This is a genomic window from Alcaligenes nematophilus (genome assembly GCF_026344155.1).
Taxonomy (GTDB): Bacteria; Pseudomonadota; Gammaproteobacteria; order Burkholderiales; family Burkholderiaceae_B; genus Alcaligenes; species Alcaligenes phenolicus.
Genome location: NZ_JAPKMZ010000006.1, coordinates 301722 through 325207 on the forward strand (window position 1 = coordinate 301722; position 23486 = coordinate 325207).

22 protein-coding genes are annotated in these 23486 nt (G+C 55.6%); 6 read left to right on the forward strand and 16 right to left on the reverse strand.

The window, feature by feature from the left end:
- Nucleotides 1-93: 93 nt before the first annotated feature.
- Nucleotides 94-483 carry a VOC family protein gene (locus tag OSH04_RS16960; protein ID WP_060186797.1) on the forward strand — a complete coding sequence of 130 codons (390 nt, stop codon included), beginning with the start codon at nucleotides 94-96 and terminating at the stop codon, nucleotides 481-483.
- A 112-nt stretch (nucleotides 484-595) separates the two neighbouring features.
- Here OSH04_RS16960 and OSH04_RS16965 read toward each other — a convergent pair whose 3' ends face one another.
- The 15 genes from OSH04_RS16965 to argE form a co-directional block, all read right to left on the reverse strand.
- On the reverse strand, nucleotides 596-1303 hold the full coding sequence (locus OSH04_RS16965) for a TetR/AcrR family transcriptional regulator (protein WP_035269502.1): 708 nt from the start codon (nucleotides 1301-1303) through the stop codon (nucleotides 596-598).
- Nucleotides 1304-1339: 36 nt separating this feature from the next.
- Nucleotides 1340-2215, reverse strand: coding sequence for an oxygenase MpaB family protein (locus OSH04_RS16970; RefSeq protein WP_035269503.1), 876 nt, complete (start codon nucleotides 2213-2215; stop codon nucleotides 1340-1342).
- Nucleotides 2216-2238: 23 nt separating this feature from the next.
- Entirely contained in the window at nucleotides 2239-3447 is a 1209-nt protein-coding gene (locus tag OSH04_RS16975) for an FAD-dependent monooxygenase (protein WP_266108919.1), read from the reverse strand.
- Nucleotides 3448-3540: 93 nt separating this feature from the next.
- Nucleotides 3541-4158, reverse strand: a complete 618-nt coding sequence (locus tag OSH04_RS16980; protein ID WP_035269504.1) for an isochorismatase family protein — start codon at nucleotides 4156-4158, stop codon at nucleotides 3541-3543.
- Nucleotides 4155-5195, reverse strand: a complete 1041-nt coding sequence (locus OSH04_RS16985; protein WP_060186799.1) for a M29 family metallopeptidase — start codon at nucleotides 5193-5195, stop codon at nucleotides 4155-4157. The genes OSH04_RS16980 and OSH04_RS16985 overlap by 4 nt, the downstream gene beginning before the upstream one ends.
- Nucleotides 5196-5214: 19 nt before the next feature.
- A complete protein-coding gene (locus OSH04_RS16990; protein ID WP_254002474.1) occupies nucleotides 5215-6042 on the reverse strand; it encodes an alpha/beta fold hydrolase in 828 nt (275 codons plus the stop codon).
- A gap of 8 nt (nucleotides 6043-6050) precedes the next feature.
- Nucleotides 6051-6779 (reverse strand): ABC transporter ATP-binding protein, encoded by a 729-nt coding sequence (locus OSH04_RS16995; protein WP_254002473.1) that lies wholly within the window; start codon nucleotides 6777-6779, stop codon nucleotides 6051-6053.
- Nucleotides 6776-7534 (reverse strand): ABC transporter ATP-binding protein, encoded by a 759-nt coding sequence (locus tag OSH04_RS17000; RefSeq protein ID WP_035269509.1) that lies wholly within the window; start codon nucleotides 7532-7534, stop codon nucleotides 6776-6778. The genes OSH04_RS16995 and OSH04_RS17000 overlap by 4 nt, the downstream gene beginning before the upstream one ends.
- On the reverse strand, nucleotides 7527-8486 hold the full coding sequence (locus tag OSH04_RS17005; RefSeq protein ID WP_045930453.1) for a branched-chain amino acid ABC transporter permease: 960 nt from the start codon (nucleotides 8484-8486) through the stop codon (nucleotides 7527-7529). The genes OSH04_RS17000 and OSH04_RS17005 overlap by 8 nt, the downstream gene beginning before the upstream one ends.
- Nucleotides 8487-9362 carry a branched-chain amino acid ABC transporter permease gene (locus OSH04_RS17010; RefSeq protein WP_035269511.1) on the reverse strand — a complete coding sequence of 292 codons (876 nt, stop codon included), beginning with the start codon at nucleotides 9360-9362 and terminating at the stop codon, nucleotides 8487-8489.
- A 44-nt stretch (nucleotides 9363-9406) separates the two neighbouring features.
- The gene (locus OSH04_RS17015; protein WP_226349074.1) at nucleotides 9407-10537 is read right to left on the reverse strand and encodes an ABC transporter substrate-binding protein; all 1131 of its coding nucleotides are present in this window, start codon (nucleotides 10535-10537) and stop codon (nucleotides 9407-9409) included.
- Nucleotides 10538-11162: 625 nt separating this feature from the next.
- Entirely contained in the window at nucleotides 11163-12134 is a 972-nt protein-coding gene (locus OSH04_RS17020) for a tripartite tricarboxylate transporter substrate-binding protein (RefSeq protein ID WP_026483987.1), read from the reverse strand.
- 30 nt (nucleotides 12135-12164) lie between these two features.
- Complete coding sequence (locus OSH04_RS17025) at nucleotides 12165-13169, reverse strand: ornithine cyclodeaminase family protein (protein WP_266108921.1); 1005 nt, start codon at nucleotides 13167-13169, stop codon at nucleotides 12165-12167.
- 2 nt (nucleotides 13170-13171) lie between these two features.
- Nucleotides 13172-14146: a threonine ammonia-lyase gene (locus OSH04_RS17030; protein ID WP_266108922.1), complete on the reverse strand. Its 975-nt coding sequence runs from the start codon at nucleotides 14144-14146 to the stop codon at nucleotides 13172-13174.
- A gap of 30 nt (nucleotides 14147-14176) precedes the next feature.
- Entirely contained in the window at nucleotides 14177-15373 is a 1197-nt protein-coding gene (gene argE / locus OSH04_RS17035) for an acetylornithine deacetylase (protein ID WP_083055098.1), read from the reverse strand.
- 109 nt (nucleotides 15374-15482) lie between these two features.
- On the opposite strand from argE, the gene OSH04_RS17040 reads away from it, so the two are divergent.
- From OSH04_RS17040 to OSH04_RS17055, 4 genes are all read left to right on the forward strand, one after another.
- The gene (locus tag OSH04_RS17040) at nucleotides 15483-16085 is read left to right on the forward strand and encodes a helix-turn-helix domain-containing protein (protein WP_022983402.1); all 603 of its coding nucleotides are present in this window, start codon (nucleotides 15483-15485) and stop codon (nucleotides 16083-16085) included.
- 276 nt (nucleotides 16086-16361) lie between these two features.
- Nucleotides 16362-17735: a tRNA uridine-5-carboxymethylaminomethyl(34) synthesis GTPase MnmE gene (gene mnmE / locus OSH04_RS17045; RefSeq protein WP_009461414.1), complete on the forward strand. Its 1374-nt coding sequence runs from the start codon at nucleotides 16362-16364 to the stop codon at nucleotides 17733-17735.
- Between the two features lie 43 nt (nucleotides 17736-17778).
- Complete coding sequence (locus OSH04_RS17050; RefSeq protein ID WP_088451666.1) at nucleotides 17779-18816, forward strand: virulence RhuM family protein; 1038 nt, start codon at nucleotides 17779-17781, stop codon at nucleotides 18814-18816.
- 136 nt (nucleotides 18817-18952) lie between these two features.
- Complete coding sequence (locus OSH04_RS17055; RefSeq protein ID WP_137431124.1) at nucleotides 18953-19342, forward strand: DUF6180 family protein; 390 nt, start codon at nucleotides 18953-18955, stop codon at nucleotides 19340-19342.
- Between the two features lie 126 nt (nucleotides 19343-19468).
- Here OSH04_RS17055 and OSH04_RS17060 read toward each other — a convergent pair whose 3' ends face one another.
- Nucleotides 19469-19939, reverse strand: a complete 471-nt coding sequence (locus tag OSH04_RS17060) for a hypothetical protein (RefSeq protein ID WP_235332444.1) — start codon at nucleotides 19937-19939, stop codon at nucleotides 19469-19471.
- A 232-nt stretch (nucleotides 19940-20171) separates the two neighbouring features.
- Between OSH04_RS17060 and OSH04_RS17065 the strand changes: the two genes are divergently transcribed.
- Nucleotides 20172-23474 carry an autotransporter outer membrane beta-barrel domain-containing protein gene (locus tag OSH04_RS17065; RefSeq protein ID WP_266108924.1) on the forward strand — a complete coding sequence of 1101 codons (3303 nt, stop codon included), beginning with the start codon at nucleotides 20172-20174 and terminating at the stop codon, nucleotides 23472-23474.
- Nucleotides 23475-23486 lie beyond the last annotated feature (12 nt).

The following is a 23486-nucleotide window of genomic DNA, read 5'->3' on the forward strand; positions in this document are numbered from 1 at the left end:
GCTGTTTAAGCCATCAAAGAATCGGCTCCCCATCTACAATCGGGGAGCCGATTTTTTTTGCACTGGCCCTGCGTTTTCCTATCGAGCCCCACCATGAAATTTGGCTACACCATCATCTACGTTCCCGACGTCGGCCAGGCACTGGATTACTTTAACCGCGCGTTTGGTTTGTCCACCAAAATGCTGCATGAAACCGGCTTGTACGGCGAGCTGGAAACTGGCCAAACCACCTTGGCCTTTGCGGGGGAAATGCTGGCCTACATGAACTACCCCAAAGGGCATTTGTCGACTCACGCATCCGACGTGCCACTAGCCATTGAAATCGCCCTGGTCTGCGACGATGTGCCTGCAGCTCATGCCAAGGCACTGGCGGAAGGGGGCACGGAACTGGCGCCACCACAGAACAAGCCATGGGGACAGATGGTGTCTTATGTGCAGACGCCAGAGCGTGTTGTGGTGGAGTTGTGTACGCCGGTTAAATAAACGAAAACGCCAGCAAAATTTGCTGGCGTCGGCCCTGATGTAGAGAAAGGACAAGTGTCATTTCAAAGTAGAGAGTTCAACAGGGTCCCTGGTCGGTATGCAGGCGTCCAGTTCAAGCCTTGCCAGGCAAGACAACCGGCGCAGCCAGCAAACCGGCAGAGACAAAGGCAATGATCTGCTCAAGAATCTCGTCGGTATTGTTGGGGTCACAGATACCTGGCGCCAGCTCTTCCAGCCGGTGGGTATCGGAGAAGGCATACATATAGGCCCCAATCATCAGGACCACACGCCAGTACACATCTTTAGCCTGCAACTCCGGCAATATTTCTTCCAGAATCTGCACATACGCACGCGTTGAGCCGTCGTAGGCTTCATTACGCAGTTTGTAGGAAATCTCGGCTGGCTCGGTGTGCAAACGTGCTTGCAGCCGCAAGAAGCGTCGACCTCCGGGCGTCTCGCGCAAGGCGATCGTGGGTGCCAGAAAAGCGCGCACCACATCATCGACCAGGACCTTGCCCTCTTGATCGCGCAAAGCATGCAAGCGCCGTAAACGCTCATCGGAAATGGTTTTGCCTCGGCGGATGAACACGGCCTCAAACAGGCCGTATTTGGAACCAAAGTAGTAGTTGATCAAGGCTTGGGTCACAGCCGCCTTTTGAGCAATAACGCGCAATGTGGTCCCGGCATAGCCAGTCTCGGAAAACTCTTCCTCAGCGGCGTCCAGAATCCGCTCTGACGTGTTGTCACCTACCCCTTCCGGGCGTCCAGGCTTATCCCGCTTGACCCAGGAGCTATCCGACGACAAAGTTACACGGCCCATATTTGCCTCAAAATTTGATTCATTCTTATCTACCAGCTAAGCCAGATTGGCGACGCGACGCCGCGCCCGATGCACGGAACCGTTACGTGTGGCCCAACGCAAGACGCCAGCAACGCTGTTCACCACCTTGCGACGCCACCACATGGATGCCGTGCTGGGGCGATGCTCAAAACAGCGTTGAGCCCACTCTGGCAACATATCCAGCGCCGCCAACAGGAACACCCTGGCAACCCAAGCCTTGGGCCCCTTAAACAGGGTATGTGAAGACATTAAAATTGTAGCCACTTCCCGGGTTCGCGCATCAACCCGTAATTGCGGACCGGCCTGGGCAAACAGCTCCCTCAAGCTTGCCGCATCCATGACCAGGCCATCCGCACCCAGCAACACGGCAACTTTCGAGTATTGTGCAACATAGCGATCCTGCTGCTCTGGCGCCAGTCTGGCATTACGCCAGCGCATATGGGATTGCAGAAAACAGTAGGCCTGCGTGTGATGCACCCAACGCAGCAACTCCGGGTCATTGGCATCGTAAGGCGTGCCATCCGGCAAATACCCGTGTACGTGCTCGTGCACCCGCCGTACCTGATCAATGCAACGCTCAGCCTGCTCCGTACCCGCATAACTGACTGCCGAGATGAACTGCGCCGTTCGACTCAAGCGCCCCTGCATATCCTGGCGAAAGCGGGAATGATCCCAGACCCCGGCCAAAACCTTCGGGTCCAGCATCTGCAAACACAATGCAGAAATCCCCCCGAGCATCATGGAGGTGAAATCTGCATGCACTTGCCACACAGCCGACTGTGGGCCAAACAAGCCGGGGTCGCCCGCAGGCGTCGTAAAGTCTACCGGGCTGCCTTGCAGACCGGTAATGATGTGAATCTGGTTCTCAACATACTGACGTATCGACAACAAGACGCTCCCTCCGGCCCTACCCATTAAACCTGTAATGCTTTCGGCTGAAAGTCAGTAGCATTATATGAATAAACCCAGTCCGTCTTGATGCCGCCCGCGTGCGGGTTTTTCTTCTGCTGCTCACGGTATTCGGCATCACGCTTGGCCTTGGCTTCGCTATCGGACAGGTGATAGGTGCGGCCGCGCTCACGTGCTTCCAGTTGCACCCGGCTGGTACGTGGCAAGCGTTCTGCTTCATAAAGCGACAAAGCGGTGTCCAGATCATCTGGCAAAGCGGCTAGCGCAACCGCCAACACGTAGGCGTCCTCGATAGCCATTGCCGCCCCCTGAGACAGGAAGGGCAGCATGGGATGCGCCGCATCGCCCAGCAAAGTCACACGGCCCGACGACCATTTAGTCATAGGGTCACGATCGAACAGCCCCCAGCGATAGACATCCGTCACACGCTCGAACAGCTTGACGATATTGGGGTGCCAGTCCTTGAAATCCTGCAGCATTTCCTGCTGGGTACTGCGCGCATTCCAGGACTCCTCCACCCAGCTGGCTGTTTCATTCACCGCCACAATATTGACGGCCTTGCCGCCGTTTACGTAATAGGTCACCACATGGCTTTTAGGCCCCAGCCAGAATGAAGACTCGGGTGCGACGAAGTCAGGCATCTGGTCAAAAGGTACGACTGCCCGATAGCACATATTGCCGGTGAACTTGGGTTCTTCCTCCCCGAAGATGGAGCGACGTACTTCCGAACGTACGCCATCAGCACCCACAATCAGATCGGCCTCAAAACTAGAGCCATCAGCAAAATGCGCCACCGCCTTGCCGTCTTGCTGCGACACCCTGGTGCACTGCGTGTTGAAGGTAACCTTCGTTGTCCCCAGAAGCTCGGTCAGCAAATGATGCAGGTCCGCGCGATGCACGTGAAAGAACTCTGCCCCATACAGCTTCGGGCAGTCGCTCTTTAAAGGGATACGGAAGCTTTCCTCTCCACTGGACCAATCACGCCCCACCAAAGCCTCGGGCAAGAAACCCACCTTGGCCAGCGCATCATGGGCGCCCAAAGCGTTGAGCACCTTAACGGCATTCGGAGTCATTTGAATCCCGGCACCGACCTCTCCAAAGGCGGCGGCACGCTCAAACAAATGGACTTCGATGCCGCGTTGCTCCAGGGCTGCTGCCAAAGTCACGCCGCCAATACCACCGCCTATCACACCTACTTTCAACGTTTTTTTCATGCTGTACATCCTCGGTGTTTGGGCCTTGAGCAGCCCAAACCTCCTCAATTAATTAAACAAATAAATAATAAATAAGCAAAAAAACTGATAAGCCTAGATCACCAGCAAAGGACGCAAGTCTGCATACGGACGAACCTCGCCGTACTTCTGTTGAATATCAAACAGGCTCGCATCATGAGGCTCCTTGGCTCGGTCACCCACGCAATCTGCCAGGACAAAAGGGCGCAAGCCGCAGGACATGGCATCTACGACAGAGGCACGTACGCACCCGCTTGTAGTAGCGCCAGCAATCAGCAAGGTTTGCACCGCCCGTTCCGCAAACCAGGCAGTCAGAGCCGTTCCAAAGAAGGCCGATGGAACCGTTTTACGCACGACCAGCTCACCCGGTGCTGGCTTCAAGGCATCGACAATGGCACTGGCTGGATTGTGCTCTCGCAGCTGCACCAAACCGGGGACTTTCAGGCCGAATACATTACGGTCGGCACTGTCATCGGCAAAGACGATGCGGCTGTGCGCCACCGGCCAGTTCTGTGCCCGCGCATCCGCCAGAACCGTGCGCGTTTGCTCAATGGCTTCCAGAATATTTCCACCGCCAAATGCTTGAGGGTCCGCAAAACCGTTAACGAAATCCACAATTAACAGCCCGACATTGCCTTCAAGCTCCAGCCCTTGCCCAAATCCCTGACGCTCGTAAACACTCTGGCTGCTCATGCCAACTCCTCCACAAGCTTGCCCTCCCGAACGGTCTCGCGACCATCTACGGTCACGGTGCAAGCACGCAGCGGAATATCGATGTGGCAAGCCGTCGTGCGGTCGCCCCCGACCTCATTATTGGGGCCAAAAGAGAACAAGAAATTGCCCGCATAGGCACGGGCATCCATGCCCAAGGTTTGCTCTTTGTCGTAAAGGCCAAGCGTGGACCAGTGAGCACGGGGCTGCAAACCCCAGCCTATGTGGGACATGGCGTAAGCCTCAGGATCATTGAACGAGGCCATGTATTCGCGCAGCAGCTCGGCATCCAACCCACCCTCAATCGAGGTCACCACACCGTTCTCGACTGTCATGGTGATCGGGTCAGCCGCATAGGACTTCATGGGCAACAAGATGTCGCCACGATCAATCACGATGCGGCCATGAGCCTGACCTTCGTTTGGCCAAGTCAGGATAAAACCGCTGGGCCAGTGATCCCAGCGCCCCGGCTCATCCACAAAGCCGTATTCCTTTACTACCGGGTACTGCCCCAAAGGCATGACCAGATCCGTACCTGCCCTGGACGTGGCCCGCATTTCACGAGCGCCCTGTAGCACCTGTGCCGAACGCTCCACACGTTCCTTATCCTGCAAGGATGGCACCATACGCACCAGCACCTCGGGCGGTTCGGCTGCCAAGAGAATTTTGGTGCCCGACTTCAAAATCTCATGCTGTTCGGGAGAGAACAGCAAGGTCATCAGATCCAGCACCAAATCACTGGCCTTGAGGGCGGCAATCGCGGCTGGATTACCCGTCAACGGGGTCGTGCCCAAGTAAGCCAGAAGGTCGCGGCTCAATGCTTTTTCTGCGTTTACAGGCAGCAAGTCCACCTGCATCTGGGTTGCCCCCAAAGATGCCACGGCCAGCTTGGCGGTAGCCAAGGTTTGAGGATGGGTATGCGAACTGGTCAGAATGGTGACCATCTGCCCCGGCTTCACTCCAGAAAGACTCAGCACCTCATTCCAGGCCTGAACCATTTGATGATCAGATACAGCCATCTTCCACTCCTGTTTCTTGTTAAAAGGTAAGGCCCAGAAAGGTGCCCAATGCGCGATAAAAGCCTTCCTCGTCATCCCAGGGGATCATGTGCCCAGCGTCTGGTACACGTAAGATCTGCAAGTCAGGCTTCAAGGACTGCGCCTCTTCAATATCCTCATCGCGAATGACATCCCCCTTGCCCGCCACCATCAGGGCCACCCGCCAGCCAGCAAGCTGGCTGAAGTCCGGGAACGCATCGTCGGTGTGGAACCACTCATAGCTGTCCGTCACCGCGCGCACATCGCAGGTGTGCAGCCACTGGGCGCGCAGCGCCAGTTGCTCGGGAGTCCAGGTCGGGCAAAACTGCCGCATCTGCTCGGCGCTCATACCTTGTTGAGCCTGTGCAATCGAATCGGTGTACCAGGCGATATTCGCCGGATAGGGGCGTCGCCCTGGGCCGGACACTGGCGGATCCACCAGCACCATGGCGGCCCCCTTGGCCAACCCTCGGCTGGCCGCACGCAACAGAATGCGCGCCCCCATGGAGTGCCCCACATAAATGGGCGACTCCAGTGCCAGCTCCCGAACGAACTCGCACAGATCATCCGCGCAAGCATTCACGCCGTAATCCAGATCTGCGCCTGCTTGAGAAAGACCACGACCACGTACATCAAGCACATACACATCAAAATGCAGGGCCAGACGCTCTGCCACAAACCCCCAGGTGGGAGCAGGGCTGGTGATACCCGGCACCAGCACCAAAGCGGGTCCGGGACCGCCATAACGCAAGTAGTGCTGCCGGATGCCGTTAGCGTGGACATGAGCGCCATAGCTAAGTCGCGATGGGAGTTCAGTCGTCTTGTTCATGCTCATCATCAGCCTCCCAGGTAAGCACTCAATAGTTCAGGATCTTTCAGCATGCTGGCGCTGTCTTTCTCTGCAATAACGCGCCCTGTCTCCAGCACATAGGCTCGACTGGCTACGTTCAGCGCGTTATGCACGTTCTGTTCCACCACCAGAATGGACACGCCATGCTCACTGATGTCCCGCACCACCTGAAAAACCTCCAGCGCCATCTTGGGGCTAAGCCCCAAAGAAGGTTCGTCCAGAATCAACAGCTCCGGTTCTGACATCAATGCCCGAGCAATCGCCAGCATCTGCTGCTCCCCGCCGCTCAGCGTGCCTGCCAGTTGCCTGTATCGCTCTTTCAGGCGCGGGAAGCGATGAAAGGCAATGCCTTTACGCCGCCCCACTTCAGTCTTGGACTTGATCAGGTAAGCGCCCAGATCCAGATTGTCTTCAACGGTCATTTCAGGCCACACATGCCGTTCTTCAGGGCAGTGAGCCAAACCCAGCTTCAGAATATGTTCAGGGCTACGACCACTGATCACCTGTCCCTTCCAGGTGATCTGGCCAGAAGTAGGGCGGATCAGACCGGAGATTGCCCGGAGCGTGGTGGATTTCCCGGCGCCATTGGCTCCCAGAATGGCTACAACTTCACCAGGCTGCACATGCAAGCTGACGCCATGCAGGGCCGTCAAATTGCCATAACCCGCCACCACATCCTGCAACGCCAATAGAGGTTCAATGTCCTGTTTACTCATGCCGCTTTCCCCATATAGGCTTCCAACACTTGCTCATTGGCCTGAATCTCTGCCGGTGTTCCCGTTGCCAGTTTTTTGCCAAAGTTCATGACCACGATCTGGTCAGACACACGCATGATCAAACCCATGTTGTGCTCTACCAGCAAAATGGACTCCACCCACTGCCCAGGCAGCTGTTTGAGCAAGTCGGCCAAGCCTTCTGCTTCATGTGTATTAAGTCCGGCGGCTGGCTCATCCAGCATCAACAATCTGGGTTTAGCACCAAGAGCAACGCCCACCTCCAGCAGTCGCAACTCGCCACAAGACAAGGAGCTGGCCAGGACATCAGCACGCTTGGCCAAGCCAATCTGATCGAGAATACGGCGGGCCGAGACGATGATTTCCTGTTCGTTTTTTGCCTGCTCCTTGCTGGGCCAGAAAGTGCGCCACAAGGGTGCCCGATCAGCCAAATAATGGGCATGGACCAGATTGTCGAAAACACTCAGAGCCCGCAGCACATTAGTCTTTTGAAAAGTGCGAATGACGCCCTGCTGTGCCATGCGATACGGCTTGCTGGCCGTGACCTCTTTGCCATCCCATAACACCCGCCCACGAGTAGGCTGATAAAAGCCGGTGATAAGGTTGAAGCACGTTGTTTTGCCAGCCCCATTGGGCCCGATCAAGCTGACGATTTGCCCGGCAGGAACGGTGAAATCAATATCCTGAACCGCATGAATACCGCCAAAGGATTTGCTGAGACCGCACACTTCAAGCATGACGCGTCCTCCCAAATAAATGATGAAAACGCTGCTGCACAAATCCCATGATTCCATCCGGCGCAAACAGCACCGAAGCCATGACGATCAGTCCAAATAAGGACAGACGCAACTCCTTGAATTCGCGCAAATACTCTTCCAGCAAGGCCACCACAATGGCCCCTGCAATCGGCCCCAGCAAGGTGCCCTTACCGCCCAGCAAAACGATAATGATCATGGTCGCGGTAAACGGAAAACCGAAAACTTCCGGCCCTACAAAACTGATGTAGCTGGCGTAGTAAGCCCCGGCAATCCCGGCCAGAAAGGCCGCCACCACAAAGACAAACTGCGAGTAGCGAAAAGGATCAATACCGACCGATTGCGCCACGTAGTTGTTCTCTCGCAGAGTGACGGCAGCACGGCCCGCACTGGAATGCACCAGGCGGTAGCAGATGTAGAAAGTGATGGCGGCCAGCACAATGCCCATCACCACAAAACCCCGCTTGCCAGCCAGCCAGGGCGACATGTCCAGCAAAGCAGGATGAGCCACACCCGAGATGCCCATCGGGCCATTGGTCAGGTCCACCCAGTTATTGGCCAGCAGGCGCAGGACCTCGGCAAAGGCCAGCGTCACAATGACAAAGAAGGGCCCATTCAGACGCAAAGTCACACGCCCAATCACGTAACCCGCTGCCGCAGCAATCAAGGCCGCCGCAGCAATGGTGACCGTAACGGGCCAGCCCACCGCGGGCGAGCTCAAAATGGCGACTGAATACGCACCCAGACCAAAAAATGCCACATGACCCAGCGGGAATTCCCCTACATAGCCAATGATCAGGTTCAGGCTGCTGGCCAGCACGCTATACATCAGCACCAGCACCAGGATATGCAGCAAATAATCGTTCTGCACAAAACCAGCGAGCAACGCCGACAAGGCCAGGAAGCCCACCATAAAGTGACGTTCTATTTTCATTTACGCGCGCTCCGCTCGAACCGAAAACAAGCCATAGGGGCGGAAGAACAGAATCAAAATCACCAGGGCAAAGCCCACCATGTCCGCTGTCCCCGTTTGCACATAACCTCCCCACAGCGCTTCTGCCACGCCCAGGATCAAGCCACCCAGAATGGCACCACCGAAATTGCCCATCCCGCCCAGAATGACCACCACAAAGGCCTTCAAACTGATCAGGCCACCGATCGAAGCCTGCGCGACATAAATGGAGCTGAGCAACATGCCCGAGGTTGCCGCCAGGACTACACCCAAGGCGAAGGTGGAGGCGTAGATAGTGGCGGTATTGATACCGACCAGACTGGCCGCCGTCGAGTCCTGGAAGGTGGCCCGCATGGCTTTGCCCAAACGGGTTTTCTGGATCAGAAGGCGTGCGCCGACGATGGCCGCAATAGACATCCCGATCGCAAAAACACGCACCTCGGTAATGAATATCGGTCCCAAAAACAGGGGAGTATTAGGCACCGGCGCCACCACTTTCAGAGGTGCCGTACCCACGATCATCAAGGCGGTATTTGTCAGGAAAATCGACAAACCGATAGTCAGCAAAATGCCGGGCTCCGGGCCCTTGTCCCGGATACGAGCAATCAGGAAGCGATCCAGCAGCCAACCAAACACCGCGACGATCACCATGACCAGCGCCAGGCCCACAAAGAAATTCAGCTCCAGTTGCTGGGTCACCAACCATCCCAGCAGGCCACCGATCATGTAGAACTCGCCATGAGCAAAGTTCACCAATCGCATCAAGCCAAAAATCAGGGTCAGGCCCAGGGCCGACAGCGCGTAGAACGTCCCGTTCACCAGTCCATTGGCAATGAACTGCAGCAATAAATCAAACACAATGCCCCCTCATCAAACGATAGAATCCGCAGCTCATCGTGCTCTTAGTCCGCCGTTACCTTGGCCTGAGCAACTATTTCCGGCTGCCCGCCTTGAAGCTTCACCAGCACGGCATCAAAGCCGTAGCCCTGGCGTTTTTCGTTGAATTTGAAGTTGCCATTGGGGCCGTTGTAATCCGTGGCCGGCAGTGCCAGACGAATCTTGTCCGGATCGGCTTCCCCTGCGCGTTCGATCGCGTCCATGATGATGTTCATCGCGTTATAGCCAGCTACCGAATACTTGCCGGGCAGCTCGCCATACTCTTTCTGATAGGACTGCACGAACTCCAGATTTTCGGGACGCTGCAAGGTGTGGGCATAAGGAACGGCAGCATGAATGCCTTCTGAGGCAGAGCCCGCCAAATTCACAAAGTCCGCCGTCGCCCAACTACCCACGCCAAAAATCAGACTCTCCAGACCCACTTCCTTCATCTGTTTGACCAGAATCGAGCCATCCTGGGTTTCGGCTGCCACAAAAACACCATCCGGTTTGGCGGCTCGTACCCGCGTCAACAGCGTGTAGAAGTCCGTGGTGCCATGGTCGAAATACAGCTTTTGCACAGTTTCACCGCCCAAGGCTTCGATCTGGCTGGAGAACTCTTCCATGCCGCCTCGGCCCCAATCATCATTCACACCGATGTAGGCGATTTTTTTCAGCTTGAGCTGCTCGACCAGAATCGTGGCAAAGGCATGAGCCAGCAAACCATCGGTTTCTGCGGTGCGGAAGAACCACTCATTGCCACGCTCGGTTAAATCACTTTTTGACGACACGCCCGAGAGCAGGGGCACTTTGTACTTTTGCGCCACGCTCATGGCTGCGATGGTGGCGGAGCTGCAAAAGGCGCCGGAGATAATCGGCACCTTGTCTTTCTGAATCAGTTTTTCAGCCGCGTTCACGGTTTTGGAGGGCTGACACTCTCCATCCTCAATAGCCAGTTCAACCTGTTTCCCCAACACCCCGCCACGAGCATTACGCTCTTTGACAGCCAACTTGGAGCCATTCACATCGGCCTCCCCGTTGTAGGCCACCGACCCGGTCAAAGGCTGAATCACACCAATCTTGATGGTTTGCGCTTGCACGGCCCCCACAGCACCCAGCGTCATGAGCAACCCCATCGTCAATATCGTCTTACGCACCTTGTATCTCCTTCCTTGGTTTTTAATTAACTGATTGATTATTTCTAGTTTGAAATATTATTAACTGACTAGCCAATAAATAAAATATAGGGAATTCCCTACAGACTTAAAATAATTTTTTATTGTTATCTATCAGTCACTTAATGGAATTAACGCAACTTGATCGGATGTTCGTGGCCGGGAGAAACACGTTTGGCCGCCCCATCTTAGGAACAACTTCCAAGTGCTATTTGAAGGGGTGAACCAGAGGTACTTCGGCTACTCCGAGGCTGGCTACGAAACAAGAATTCGATAGCCCGGCACAGAGATGATCAGCTCCCTTTCGGAGTGCAAAGCCTCTTTCCAATGGTGATGTTCTGTCCATGAGCTGAGTTCCCACGACGCACAGGCAACATGCTCTGTCAGTGCCCGTTACCTTCTTGAAATCGCCATAAAAAAAACGGACCTGATTTGGAATCAGGTCCGCGTCCAGCTTTTCTGCGCTCACAAATTTTGCGTTGTTAGCTACTACTAGTCGTTTCTCTACATACCCCATCAGAACTGGGTTGAAACGCCAGTCTGTACTCATTCAAGTTTGAAAAGCACGACACAGCACAACAAAGCGTCTGCACCGACGCCTTGAGTTTTACTGCTGCAAATACCCCGACTCCTTGATGATGGGTCCCCAAGTATCCAGATCATCCTGAACAATGCGCGATAGCTCCTGCGCATCGCCCGACTCGGGTCGGAAGCCGATCGGCACAATCGCGCTTTCAATGCGTGGCAGCTTGGCCACTTCATTGAAGGCATCCTGGAACTGTTTGACCATCTCCGGCTCCATGCCCAGCGGGGCAAAAATCCCCATCCAGCCCGACGCTTTCAGGTCGCCATAGCCCATTTCTGCAAAGGTGGGCACGTCTTTCAAGATAGGCAGGCGTTCCGCACCGGTAATCCCCAGCACCCGCACCGAACCGGCGGCAACGTGTTCGGTAATCATGCCCACCGCGTCCACGCCAGCAGGAATATGGTCACCCAGCAGGTCGTTGATCAAAGGGGCACCCCCTTTATAAGGCACGGGGGACATCTGGATATCGTTCTTCTTGGCGATGCTGTAGCCAATGAACTGAGGGGCGCTGCCGGGGGCGGGAATACCATAGTGGCCGTACTTTTCCGGTTCTTTGCGCACCAGCTCCACGTACTCCTGCAAGGTATTGGCAGGCGTGGTTTTACCCACCACAAAGATATGTTCGAACTTGGCGATCACGGCTACCGGCGCAAAATCCTTTATTGGATCGTAGCTGACCGTTTTTACGGTCAGGGGCAGGGTGGTCATCATGTGATTATTAGCGACCAACAGCACCGAGCCATCGGTAGGCGAGCGCAAAAAGCCTTGAGCAGCAACCTGCCCGCCCGCGCCTGCGCGGTTATCCACCACCACATTCACACCCAGCTTTTCACGCAATTGCTCGGCATACACCCGCGCGACGGCATCCGCTGTTCCTCCGGCCGGATAACCTACGACCAAACGTATGGTGTCCGGCAATTTGCTGGCAACAGACATGCCTGTTGCCAAGGCCAACGCCGTTCCCAGCAAAACCTGCGCCCATTTCTTTTTCATTACTTGTCTCCCTACCTCTTGATGACGCTATTAAAGTTCTACTACTCGTCCATTTCCTTGTGCGGCATGACGGCTTAACAAGGCGGCCGCCGTCAATACGTCCTCGAATGCCAAGCCCAAGGATTTAAAAATCGTGATTTCTTCATTGTTGATGCGGCCTGCGGCTTGCCCCTCCAGAATGGCACCCAGCTCGTTCAGCTCGGTATCGGCCGACAAGTAGCCCTGCTTACACGCATTCAAGAACTCGCCCGACTCATTACGAGTGGATTGCGCACGGTCCACAAACAAACGGCCTGCCGTCATGGTGGGGCCATCCAGCTCACTGCTGGCGGGTGTGCTGGAACCCATGGCGGTAATGTGCGTACCAGGGCGCAGCCATTCGCGCTGCAAGACAGGCGTGGCAGAGCTGGTGGCTGTCAGTACCATATCCGACTGGGACACGGCTTCCTGGGCCGAGACTCCGGCTATCAAGGGGCAATCCAGATACGCCTGGGCTTCTTCAATGAAATGCTGAGCCGACTGTGCGGAGCGGGTAATCACAAATACGTTGCTCAAGCGACGCACTTGCGCCACGGCACGCAACTGCCACAAGGCCTGATGCCCGCCACCAAACAAGGTCAGCACGCTGGCATCCGGGCGCGCCAGCATGTCGGTGGCCAGGCCACTGACCGCTGCGGTACGCAAGGCCGTCACGCTGCTGGCATCCAGAATGGCACGTGTTTCGCCGGTCAAGCCGCTCATCAAGAGCACGCAGCCTTGATGGGGGTCCTTACCCAGGCGCACATTGTCTGGAAACAGGGTGCCCATCTTGGCACCGTACAAAGGCTCGGGATAAATCTCCGGCATGTCGATGCAGGCAGGCATCATGCCCAGAAAGCCGCTGGACAAATGGCTGCGCACAATCGTACGCAAGGGCTGGTCAATACGCCCTTGCTGCATGGCGATAAAACCCTGGCGCATCAGATCAATCGCCGCCCCCATATCCAGCCCTTCATACACTTCCTGGGCTTTTGCTACATAAACGCTTAGCTGCATGTTTAGCCTTGCGCCAGTGGCGTGGTGATATGGCGGATAAAGGTGTCGGTATCCGTATTGGAGCCGCAAAACAACACGCCCACTCGTTGCCCGGCCAGATGTTTGCGCAAGGGGAACATCAAGGCAGCCGTTGCCACAGCGCAAGCCGGTTCAGTGGCCATCTTGAATTCGTTGAACAGGAAGTGCATCCCTGCACGGATCTGGTCGTCGTTGACGGTCACCAGCGTATCGATATTGTCCTGACACACACGGAAGCTGAACTCGTCAGTATGCGGAGCCATCAGACTGTCTGCGATGGACTGCATGGCGCCGATTTTTTGCGGCTCGCCAGCCTGGCGGCTAAGCGCCATGACGTTTGCTCCCACAGGCTCGATGCCATAGACCACGCAATCAGGCTGCCACAGCTTGACGGCAGCCGACACACCGGCGGCCAAGCCACCGCCCCCAATGGGCACCAGCACCGCGTCCAGCTTGCCCGCTTGCTGCAACCATTCGTAGCCCAGCGTGGCGGTTCCCAGCACGGTGGGGTAGGTGCTGAACGGATGAATGAAGGTCTTCTGTTCGTTCTTCTCTATCTGACGCACCAGTTCAAACGCCTGCTCGCCATTGTCAGCAAAGACGATCTCGGCCCCATATTCGCGGCACAAGGCTACGCGCGCCGGGCTGGCCGTCTTGATCATCACGGTCTTGGCTTTCACCCCCATTTGATGGGCGGCATAGGCCACGGCCACGGCGTGGTTACCTGCAGAAACACAAGTCACCCCTTGCTGGCGTGCTTCTTCGGACAAGCTCAGCAAGTTGGTGAAAGCACCGCGTGCCTTGAACGTGCCCGAGGCCTGCAAATGCTCGAACTTGAAATTGACGGCGCTATCCAGACGCCCGGTCTGGTAATCGAACACGGGCGTCTGGCGCACATAGGGACGCAGACGCTCATGCGCCTGCACCACATTTTCCTTGGTAACTTTTTCTGTTGTCATGGGTTTGCCTTGAAACCTGTTTGTCTATTTTTAAGAGGCTACGGCCTGGCTGCGAATCAGAGCGCGCAAGAACTGCTCGCACTGCTCCACTTGCTCCAGTTCTACGTATTCGTCGGGACGATGGGCCTGCTCGATATTGCCGGGACCACAAATAATCGAAGGGATACCGGCTTGCTGGAACAGACCTGCCTCTGTGCCATAGGCCACTTTGCGCACCGTATCGTCTCGCGTCAGTTCACGCACCAGCTTGGTAATGGCGGCCTGCTCTTCAGGATTCAGGCCGGGGGCGCTGGCCAGTTTCTCCAGTTCCACCAAAGCATCGGGATGCTCGCGACGCATGGCTGGCAGGACTTTCAGGTCGATGAACTCACGGATTTCCTGCAAGATCGGCTCGGGGTCCACGCCGGGCAGATTGCGATATTCAAATTCAAACTCGCAAAGGTCAGGTACGGTATTCAAGGCGATACCGCCACGAATCATGCTGGTCTGCAAAGTGGTGAAGGGCACGTCAAAATCATGGTCATAAGGGCCCATGCTCTTGTAGTCGTCGGCCAGATCACGGATGGCCGTGATGATGCGTGCCGCATGTTCAATCGCGTTCACACCCTTGGGGGTCAGCGAGGAGTGCGCGGCATGACCGTGCACCCGGCAGCGATAGGCGTTAATGCCTTTATGCGCCACGATGGTGCGCATACTGGTGGGTTCACCCACCACGCAGCCTTCGGGTTTCACGCCACGACGAACCAGATCATCAATCATGACGGGCGCGCCGACACAACCGACTTCTTCGTCGTAGGAGTAAGCCAGGTGGATGGGTTTGGCCAGCTTGGTCGCCAGCATTTCAGGAACCAATTGCAAAGTCACACCGACAAAGCCTTTCATATCGCAAGTACCGCGGCCATACAGGCGGTCGTCGCGAATCTCGGCTTTGAAAGGGTCACTGCTCCAGTTCTGGCCATCGACAGGCACCACATCAGTATGGCCCGACAAAACAATGCCACCCGTACGCGTGCCATCGGCAGCCGGAATCGTAGCGAACAGATTGGCCTTGCGGCCGCTGGCGTCATGCGTCAGCACAGTTTCCAGCCCTTGCTGCTGCAAATAGGCCTGCACGTCATGAATCAGTTCCAGGTTGGATTCCCGGCTTGTCGTATCATAAGCAATCAGTTTCTGTATCCATTCCACCGAGGTAGAGGGATAAGCAGTAGGATCAAACAACGCAGTCATGCCTTCTTTCTCCCAGCGTAAAGCGTGTAGTTCTATACAATAGGACAGAGTTTTCTTATAAGAAAATTAATATTATTTATAAGAAGATGGTTTTTTACTTCTTTAGGTTATGACAAAAGACTTAGCCAACACCGCCCCCAATTTATTAAGCAAAACAGCCATGGGGGCGCGCATACGTGATGAACGCAAACGACAGGGCTTGACCCTGCTGATGTTGGCACGCTTATCCAATGTGTCTTTGTCCACCCTGTCCAAGGCAGAGCGCGGTCTGATTGGCCTGAGCTACGAAAAATTTCTGGCCGTCAGCCGGGCCTTGAAGATGGATTTGTCCGACCTGTTCAAGACGCCTCGCGATCAGAATGAGTCCGGCATGGATATTCTGGTAGGACGGGCTTCACGTACCGTGACCTACCATGCGCATCGTTATGAATATGGCATGCTGGCATCGGAATGGATCAACAAGAAGATGACGCCCATGCACGGGCGTGTCCTGGCCGGTAAACCACGCGATGCCAGCGACTTCAGCCAGCACGAAGGCGAAGAATTTATTTTTGTGATCGAAGGGCAGTTGACCATGCAGTTTCAGGACGGGCGCCGCCACGTGCTGCAGGCGCGCGACAGCATCTACTTCAAAAGCAATCTGGGCCACTTGTACCTGTGCGAACACGGGGAAAGCGTGGAGATCTTGGTGGTTTGTGTGAACAATCACTAGGCTCAAGAGGCGTAGACAGTTAGCTTTTGACGCTTTGGTGGCATACCAAAGAGCTCGTTTATTTGCTTTGTCCCCGATTAGATAGCCCAGATGTCTGCTGGATTGCCTGATTGCCTGATTGCCTGATTGCCTGATTGCCTGATTCTCAAGAGCCTGGGCCACCAGTACATAAAAGCAAGCATTTCAGATACCAACAAGGGCTAACGCTCCAAGCCCGAACCATCCACCTGCTCCATTACAATACGGCTCTGTTCCGCCTCTTTGATCGATCTGCCCATGTCCAGTTCTTCCCCTATTGTGGCTATTGCCACCGCCCCCGGCCGGGGTGGTATTGGTGTCATCCGTGTGTCCGGCAAGGAGCTTGATGCTCTGATCCAGACCCTGTTTGGCCGCACGCTGCAAGCGCGTCATGCGCACTTTTTACCCTTCAAGGATGCACAAGGCGAGGCAATCGACGAGGGCATTGCACTGTTCTTTAAGGGCCCGCACTCCTATACCGGCGAAGACGTACTGGAATTGCAAGGTCACGGCGGCCCGGCTGTTCTGCGCCGCCTGCTGGATCGCTGCCTGGAAGCGGGTAAAGATCAGGGCCTGCGCCTGGCCGAGCCCGGCGAATTCACCCAGCGCGCCTTCCTGAACGACAGACTGGACCTGGCCCAGGCCGAGGCCGTGGCCGACTTGATTGACGCTTCCTCGGAGGCCGCCGCCCGCAGTGCCGTCGCCTCCCTGTCCGGCGTGTTTTCCAACAACGTCAACGCCCTGGCCGACCGCATCATTCACCTGCGCATGCTGGTAGAAGCTACGCTGGATTTCCCCGAAGAAGAAATCGACTTCCTGGAAAAGTATCAGGCAGCGGCCACCCTGCAAGGTATACAGGACGAGCTGGAACGCATCCTGCAGCATTCACGTCAGGGAGCGATCCTGCGCGAGGGCCTGCACGTTGTACTGGCAGGCCAGCCCAATGTGGGCAAATCCAGCCTGCTCAACGCCCTGGCCGGTGAAGATGTGGCCATCGTGACCGACATTGCCGGCACCACCCGCGATCGCGTCATGCAGCTGATCCACATTGATGGCATTCCGCTGCATATCGTGGATACCGCCGGTTTGCGTGAAACCGAGGACACCGTAGAGCGCATCGGTATCGCCCGTACCTGGGACGAAATCGCCAAGGCGAACGTGATCGTGCACCTGCTCGATGCTCGCAACCCGCAAGACGAGCTGGACAGTGCCATTACCACTCGCCTGCCATCACACGTACCCGTGCTGCGCGTCTATAACAAGATAGACTTGCTGACAGCTGAGCAACAGGCCGCCTTGCCGGCACAGGAAAGCGGCGCCACCGTGCTGCCAATTTCTGCCCGTAAGGACATCGGTCTGGACACGCTGCGCCGCACCTTGCTGGATATCGCAGGCTGGAACCCCGGCAGTGAGTCCCCCTGGCTGGCACGAGAACGACACCTGCGGGCCCTGGAGCGCGCGGAGTACCACCTGGGCCTGGCTGCGGAACACGCCACACACAGCGATCAGGTGCTGGATCTGTTTGCGGAAGAGCTGCGTCTGGCACATCTGGATCTGTGCTCGATTACCGGCGAGTTCAGCAGCGATGATTTGCTGGGGGAGATTTTCTCCAGTTTTTGTATTGGGAAGTGACCTCGTCGAAAGACTGAGCCATCGATGTGCAGAGGGGCCAAGCATGAGCGGCAAGAAGCTGATTCGAAATAGCACCACTGAATTTCTGATCTTTACCGGTCAGGCTGGTGAGCAAAGCATCGAGGCTCGCTACGAAGACGAGACCGTCTGGTTGTCCCAGAAGCTGATGGCGGAGCTTTTTGGCGTTGATGTGCGTACGGTCAGTGAGCACCTGAAAAACATCTTTGCCAGCAATGAGCTGGCTTCGGAGGCAACTATCCGGAAATTCCGGATAGTTCAGCAGGAAGGTAATCGGGAAGTCACGCGTCTAGTCGACTTCTACAATCTGGACGCCATCATCTCTGTCGGTTATCGGGTCAACTCCATCCGTGCCACCCAATTCCGTCAATGGGCCACCCAAATCCTGCGCGAATTTGCGATCAAGGGATACCTGATTGATCGTCAGCGCATGGAGAACGGCAGTTTTCTAAACGAAGACTACTTTGAGCAGTTGCTGGCAGAAATCCGAGAGATTCGCTTAAGCGAACGGCGCTTCTACCAGAAAATCACCGATATCTACGCAACCAGCGTGGACTACAACAAGAACGCCCCGACCAGTAAAACCTTCTTTGCCAAGGTGCAGAACAAGCTGCATTACGCCATCCACGGTCAAACTGCAGCGGAGCTTGTTCATCAGCGTGCCGACAGCCGGCAAGCCCATATGGGACTTACTTCCTGGGCCAATGCTCCCGACGGCAAAATATTGAAAACAGACATCAGTATTGCCAAGAACTATCTGAAACAAGACGAGCTGGATGCCTTGGGGCGCATCGTCAATGCCTATCTGGAGCTGGCTGAGAACCGTGCCCGCAGAAAAATCCCCATGACAATGGAAGACTGGGCCAAACGCCTGGATATGTTTCTGGAGTTCGACGATCGGGAAATTCTGCAAGACAGCGGCAAAATTTCTGCCAAGCTGGCCCAAACCCATGCTGAAAGCGAGTTCGAGAAATACCGCGTCATACAAGATCGCTTGTTTGAGAGCGACTTTGATAGAGCCATAAAAGAACTAGGCTCTTCAAGTCCGGAATCAGATCAATAGCCTGATCGCTCCAAACGGCTTGCTCCCCCACCTCAGTAAAAACCCGAAATTCATCCCTGAATTAAGCCCTATCAAAGCTCGCCCTCATCGATCAGGACTATGCTGAGCATTCCATCGTCTCCTGCGGGAGGACATCATGCACACACTCAACAAGTGGGTTTTGATGGCAGCTTTGCTTCATGGCGCTTGGGCAGCACAAGCTCAAGAATGGATGCCTCTGGAATTGGAGGCGGAACAGCGCTCCATCTCCCGTCTCAGCGTGGCCCAGTGCCTGGATACCGTTCAGCAAACCGCCGCGGGCGAAGGCTACCAGCAGCGCAATGACTCGGCAGCCAGCGAACAGTTAGGGGTTTATATTGGTGCCGCTCCCCTAGGGGGCGGATCGCTGGTGGTGTATTGCATTGATTTGAATCCTTCAACTGCCTACATCATTCGTACCAAAGCACAGGTCACGGCGGATTTGATGTCTCCACATCAGCTCAACCACAAAATTACGCAGGCCTTGACGGTGGCAAACCAGCCCTGAGCATCAGTGACGGCAGCCCCTGGCTGTCCAGAGTCAAAAAAGGGCGCGGTCAATGGTTCATACAGGCTTGCGCCCGAACAAACCACCCGCGCCCCCGAGGACTCCCGAAGCCAGTCGAACGGCTTCTTACTTCATCAACAAATCTGCCACTTCCATACGGCTATCGCCATCCAGCTCAATGTCGTCCATAACCTTGTTCAACATGGCGTGGGCACTGGACAGAGCACCGTTCAAGCTGGTTAGCTCGCCTTGCACGCGCTCCAGCTCCTGTTTCTTTTCGGCTTCACTACCTTTGTCGCTGGCCTGGATACGCTGCAACTCCATCAGTTTTTGCTGAATTTGCTCTTTCAGGTCGCGGATACGTTTAAGTATGTCCTTGACTCCGTCAGGCAAAGAGCTGTCATCAATGTCCTTGTCGCGGCCTTTTTTCTGAGCTTGCTGACTGGTCAACGACAGATCTTTGCCCATGGGAGACAGGTGCACCTTGATACGTCCCGATGAGTCTATGGAACCAGACTCTTCCTGCTCGGGCACCACAGGGGGCGTCATGGCCGACGCGTTTAATGGTTCGGCCACAGGCATAGTTTGTCTATGCATTAAACCCTGTCCACTGATCTCTATGGTCATACTTTCCTCTCTTGTACACATCATCCCCTAGAGGGTTACGGCTGAAACCCGGTAGTTCTTTACCGTGATGTGTGCACCAAGTGTGGCGCCTTTTACTCAGCTGTTCGGCACAGCTCAGAAATAAGTAGCAAGAAAAGACACTTTTATTTACTTTTATACGAAAAGTGCCCCCTAACCATTGTCTTCTCTTTATCTGAACCCCATGGACTTCAAAATCAAAGCACTACTAGGCCACACCCTGTTGGCCTTGAGCTGGGCCGGCAGCGCTTATGCCTACGAGACAGAATTCATTCTGAACAAACAAGGTCAACAAGCCTTTGAGCTGCGGATCTATGGGCCGGATGATGGCGGTTACGATACGTCGGATCAATCTAATCCACGCGTTTCCCCCTGGAATATTGACGAGAATGGTCGGCTGAAAATTCGTGCCGCACTGGAGCGCTGGGCCGAAATCCTGAATCTGCCGGCGGGCTACACACCGGCTGTGATCAACCTGGGCACCATGAATGACAAGAACGCCAATGCCTATGGTGCCCAACTAAGTAACCCTGATCATCCCAACTTCGTCCTGTCGGCCTTGCAAGCACGCTTGCACGGAATCTTCCAGGGTGACCCAAACAACCCCGATGCGGTTATCAGCGTCGGAAAGCTGGATCTGGATACCGCCCCCGTCAATCCAAGCCAACTGCCCTTAACTGGCAAGGCGGACTACAACGCAGTCATTTTCCACGAGTTGGCGCATGCTTTGGGCATCAGCAATACAGTCACCGACAACCTGCCTGAAAACAGCTTTGATCCACCCGATCCCTTTTTCCTGAATGACCTTAGCCCCTGGGCCTTGGGCTTGCGCGATGACCAGGGTCGAGCCCCCAGCCCCGGACAGAAAATCCTGTGCTCGGTCTGCACCAACCCATATGATCCTGCCGCTTTTGACCTGCGCGAAGACAAGGGCTACTTCACTGGAGATCATGTACAGGAAGTCCTGAATGGCGCCATGCCGGGCATCCCCGTCAGCATCCTGAACGTTCATGACCAACCGCGATACGGAGTGGATCGCAACTACATGAGCCACACCGAACTGCGCAACAGCTTGATGAGCCATCAGACCTATCGCAACTATGTGAATCTGATGGAAGCCGAGCTTGCCGCCCTGCAGGATATTGGGCTGAGCATTGATCGCCGCAACTTCTTTGGCTATTCGGTCTATGGGGACGGTGTCACCCTGAACAATACCAATGGCTACTTTGCCCGCAATGCAAACGGCACGGCCTACCTGCCCGGTCAATACAATATGGCCACGCAAGGCTTGGGGCTGCACATTTATGGCGAACGCAACACCATTACCCAGGCGGCGGATTTACTGACAGCCGGGCCAGGAGGCGTAGGCGTACGTGTGGATGGTAGCGAAAACACTCTCCTTATCCCCGAAGCCACGCGTATTCATGCCCAGGGCTGGTATGGCCGCGGCCTGCAATTCAGCTATGGTCGTCATCACAATATTGTTCAGCAAGGTGAGGTCCGGGCAGATGGCCAGGATGGCATCGGAGCCCTGTTTGACTTTGGCCAGAACGCCATGGGTAGCGACGATGAGTATCACGGCTCCTGGCTAGTCGTAGTGGATGGCCGGCTACAAGCTGTACCGACCATTTTGCAAGGTGCCTTGATCAGCAATTACGATCTGTCCGGCACCTTGTCGGGCCAGAAAGCAGCCATCCATATCGCAGACAATGCCTGGGTACAGAACATCAATATCTTGCAGGGCGCGCAAATTACTGGTGACATCACCTCGAACTACAACCGTCGCGGTTCTGACCAGCAACTGCTCCTGACCCGCATCAGCTTCGGTCAAAAGGCCGATGAAAACGGTCGTGCCACCAAGGCGGCTGATCCTAATTTCCAGATGCGTTATGACGGCAATATCAAAGGTCAAAACAATCTGGCTGTTGTCATTGCCGGGGGCTCAACTTCCTTGAATGGGCAGCACGAGCTGTATGGCTTGCGAGTAGATCAGGGCGCCACCCTGTACGGCAATAGCGAATTCACGATCAACCCTGAATACAACTTCACCAATAACGGCACACTCAGCCCTGGGAATTCCTACGGGAACATGACGATCAAGGGCAGCTTTGTCCAAGGTGCCGATGGCCGGATTCTGGTGGAGGCCTCGACCACGCAGAACGATCATATTGATGTGCAAGGCTTGGCTCAGCTGGATGGTGAACTGCACGTGGACTTGCAGCCAGACTGGTATCAGAACGGATGGACACTGAATCAGGACAAGGTGTTTACTGCCAGCCAGACACAAGGGCAGTTTGCTGCGCTCAATGCCACGCTGGCATCCCCCACCCTGAATGTAAAAAGTACCGGCAATGGCTGGTCCGTCAGCCGTAATCAGGACGCTTATGCGCAATATGCTGCTTCGCCCAATGCAGCCTCGGTAGGTACCAGCCTGGCACAAGCTTTCTCGGGCAATCAGTCCCTGGCAGCGGTGTATCTGGCCATGGACTTCTCTCGAACTGATGGCAGCGATATTGGCCTGGCTTTGGACCAATTAAGTGCAGGATCTTACGCCGCCCAAACCGCCGCCGCCTTGCGTCGCGAACAACTGGTATCCGAGCAATTGCGCCAAACCGACGGTATCAACAAGAGCGGCTGGCAAAGCTTCATCCAGACCTATGGGGGCCGCTACCACTGGCAACTGGGTAACAACGATGTTGACCACCGCAGCGAGACCTATGGGGTAATGCTGGGGGCGGAACACCGGGCTGAAGGCAGTGACTGGAGCCTGGGGGTGCATGGTAATGCCAACGAGCAGCGCGTCAACGTAGACGCCCCCTTCCAGGCCAAGAGCAAGCTGACCGGTCTGGGCCTGGGGGTGCATGCCCGCTACCGTGGCTACAGCCAGGAAGGCTGGAATGGCTTGGCCCAACTACGTGTGGGTATCGAACAGGGCAAGATGAACCGCAACATCAGCTTTGCGGGCTATCAGGCACGTCCCTCCTCGGATTGGACAGGGCATACCTTCTCGCTCGGTGTACAGACTGGCTACAACTGGGCGCTGGGCGAGAACGGCAGCATCGGGCCGGTTCTGGCTCTGGATTACCTCCATTACCGGCGTCCTGGACTGGAAGAGAGCGGCGATGCCGCCAGCCGTCTGCGCCTGGACGCCAGCCGCCAAAATGCCTTGCAGGCTTCCATTGGCCTGGCCCTGCGTCAAAACTGGAATTTAAGCCAGGATCGCCAACTGCAAACGTCCTTATCGATTGCTTGGGAGCAGGCTTTGCTAAGCCGTAACCAGAACCAGGAGGCGGCCTTCGCCAGTGCCCAATCCGTGAGTTTTGATGGTCGTTACGCGCGGGTAGATAGCCATGCTTTGGCGCTGGGCACCAGCATCAGCTTGCAGCAATCCGAGCGTCTGCGTTTAGGTCTGTCGGCCAGCACCCGTTTATTAGGGGATAGCCGCGCCGATATAAACGGTAAATTGTTCCTGAACTGGATGTTCTAAACGCTCTGAAAC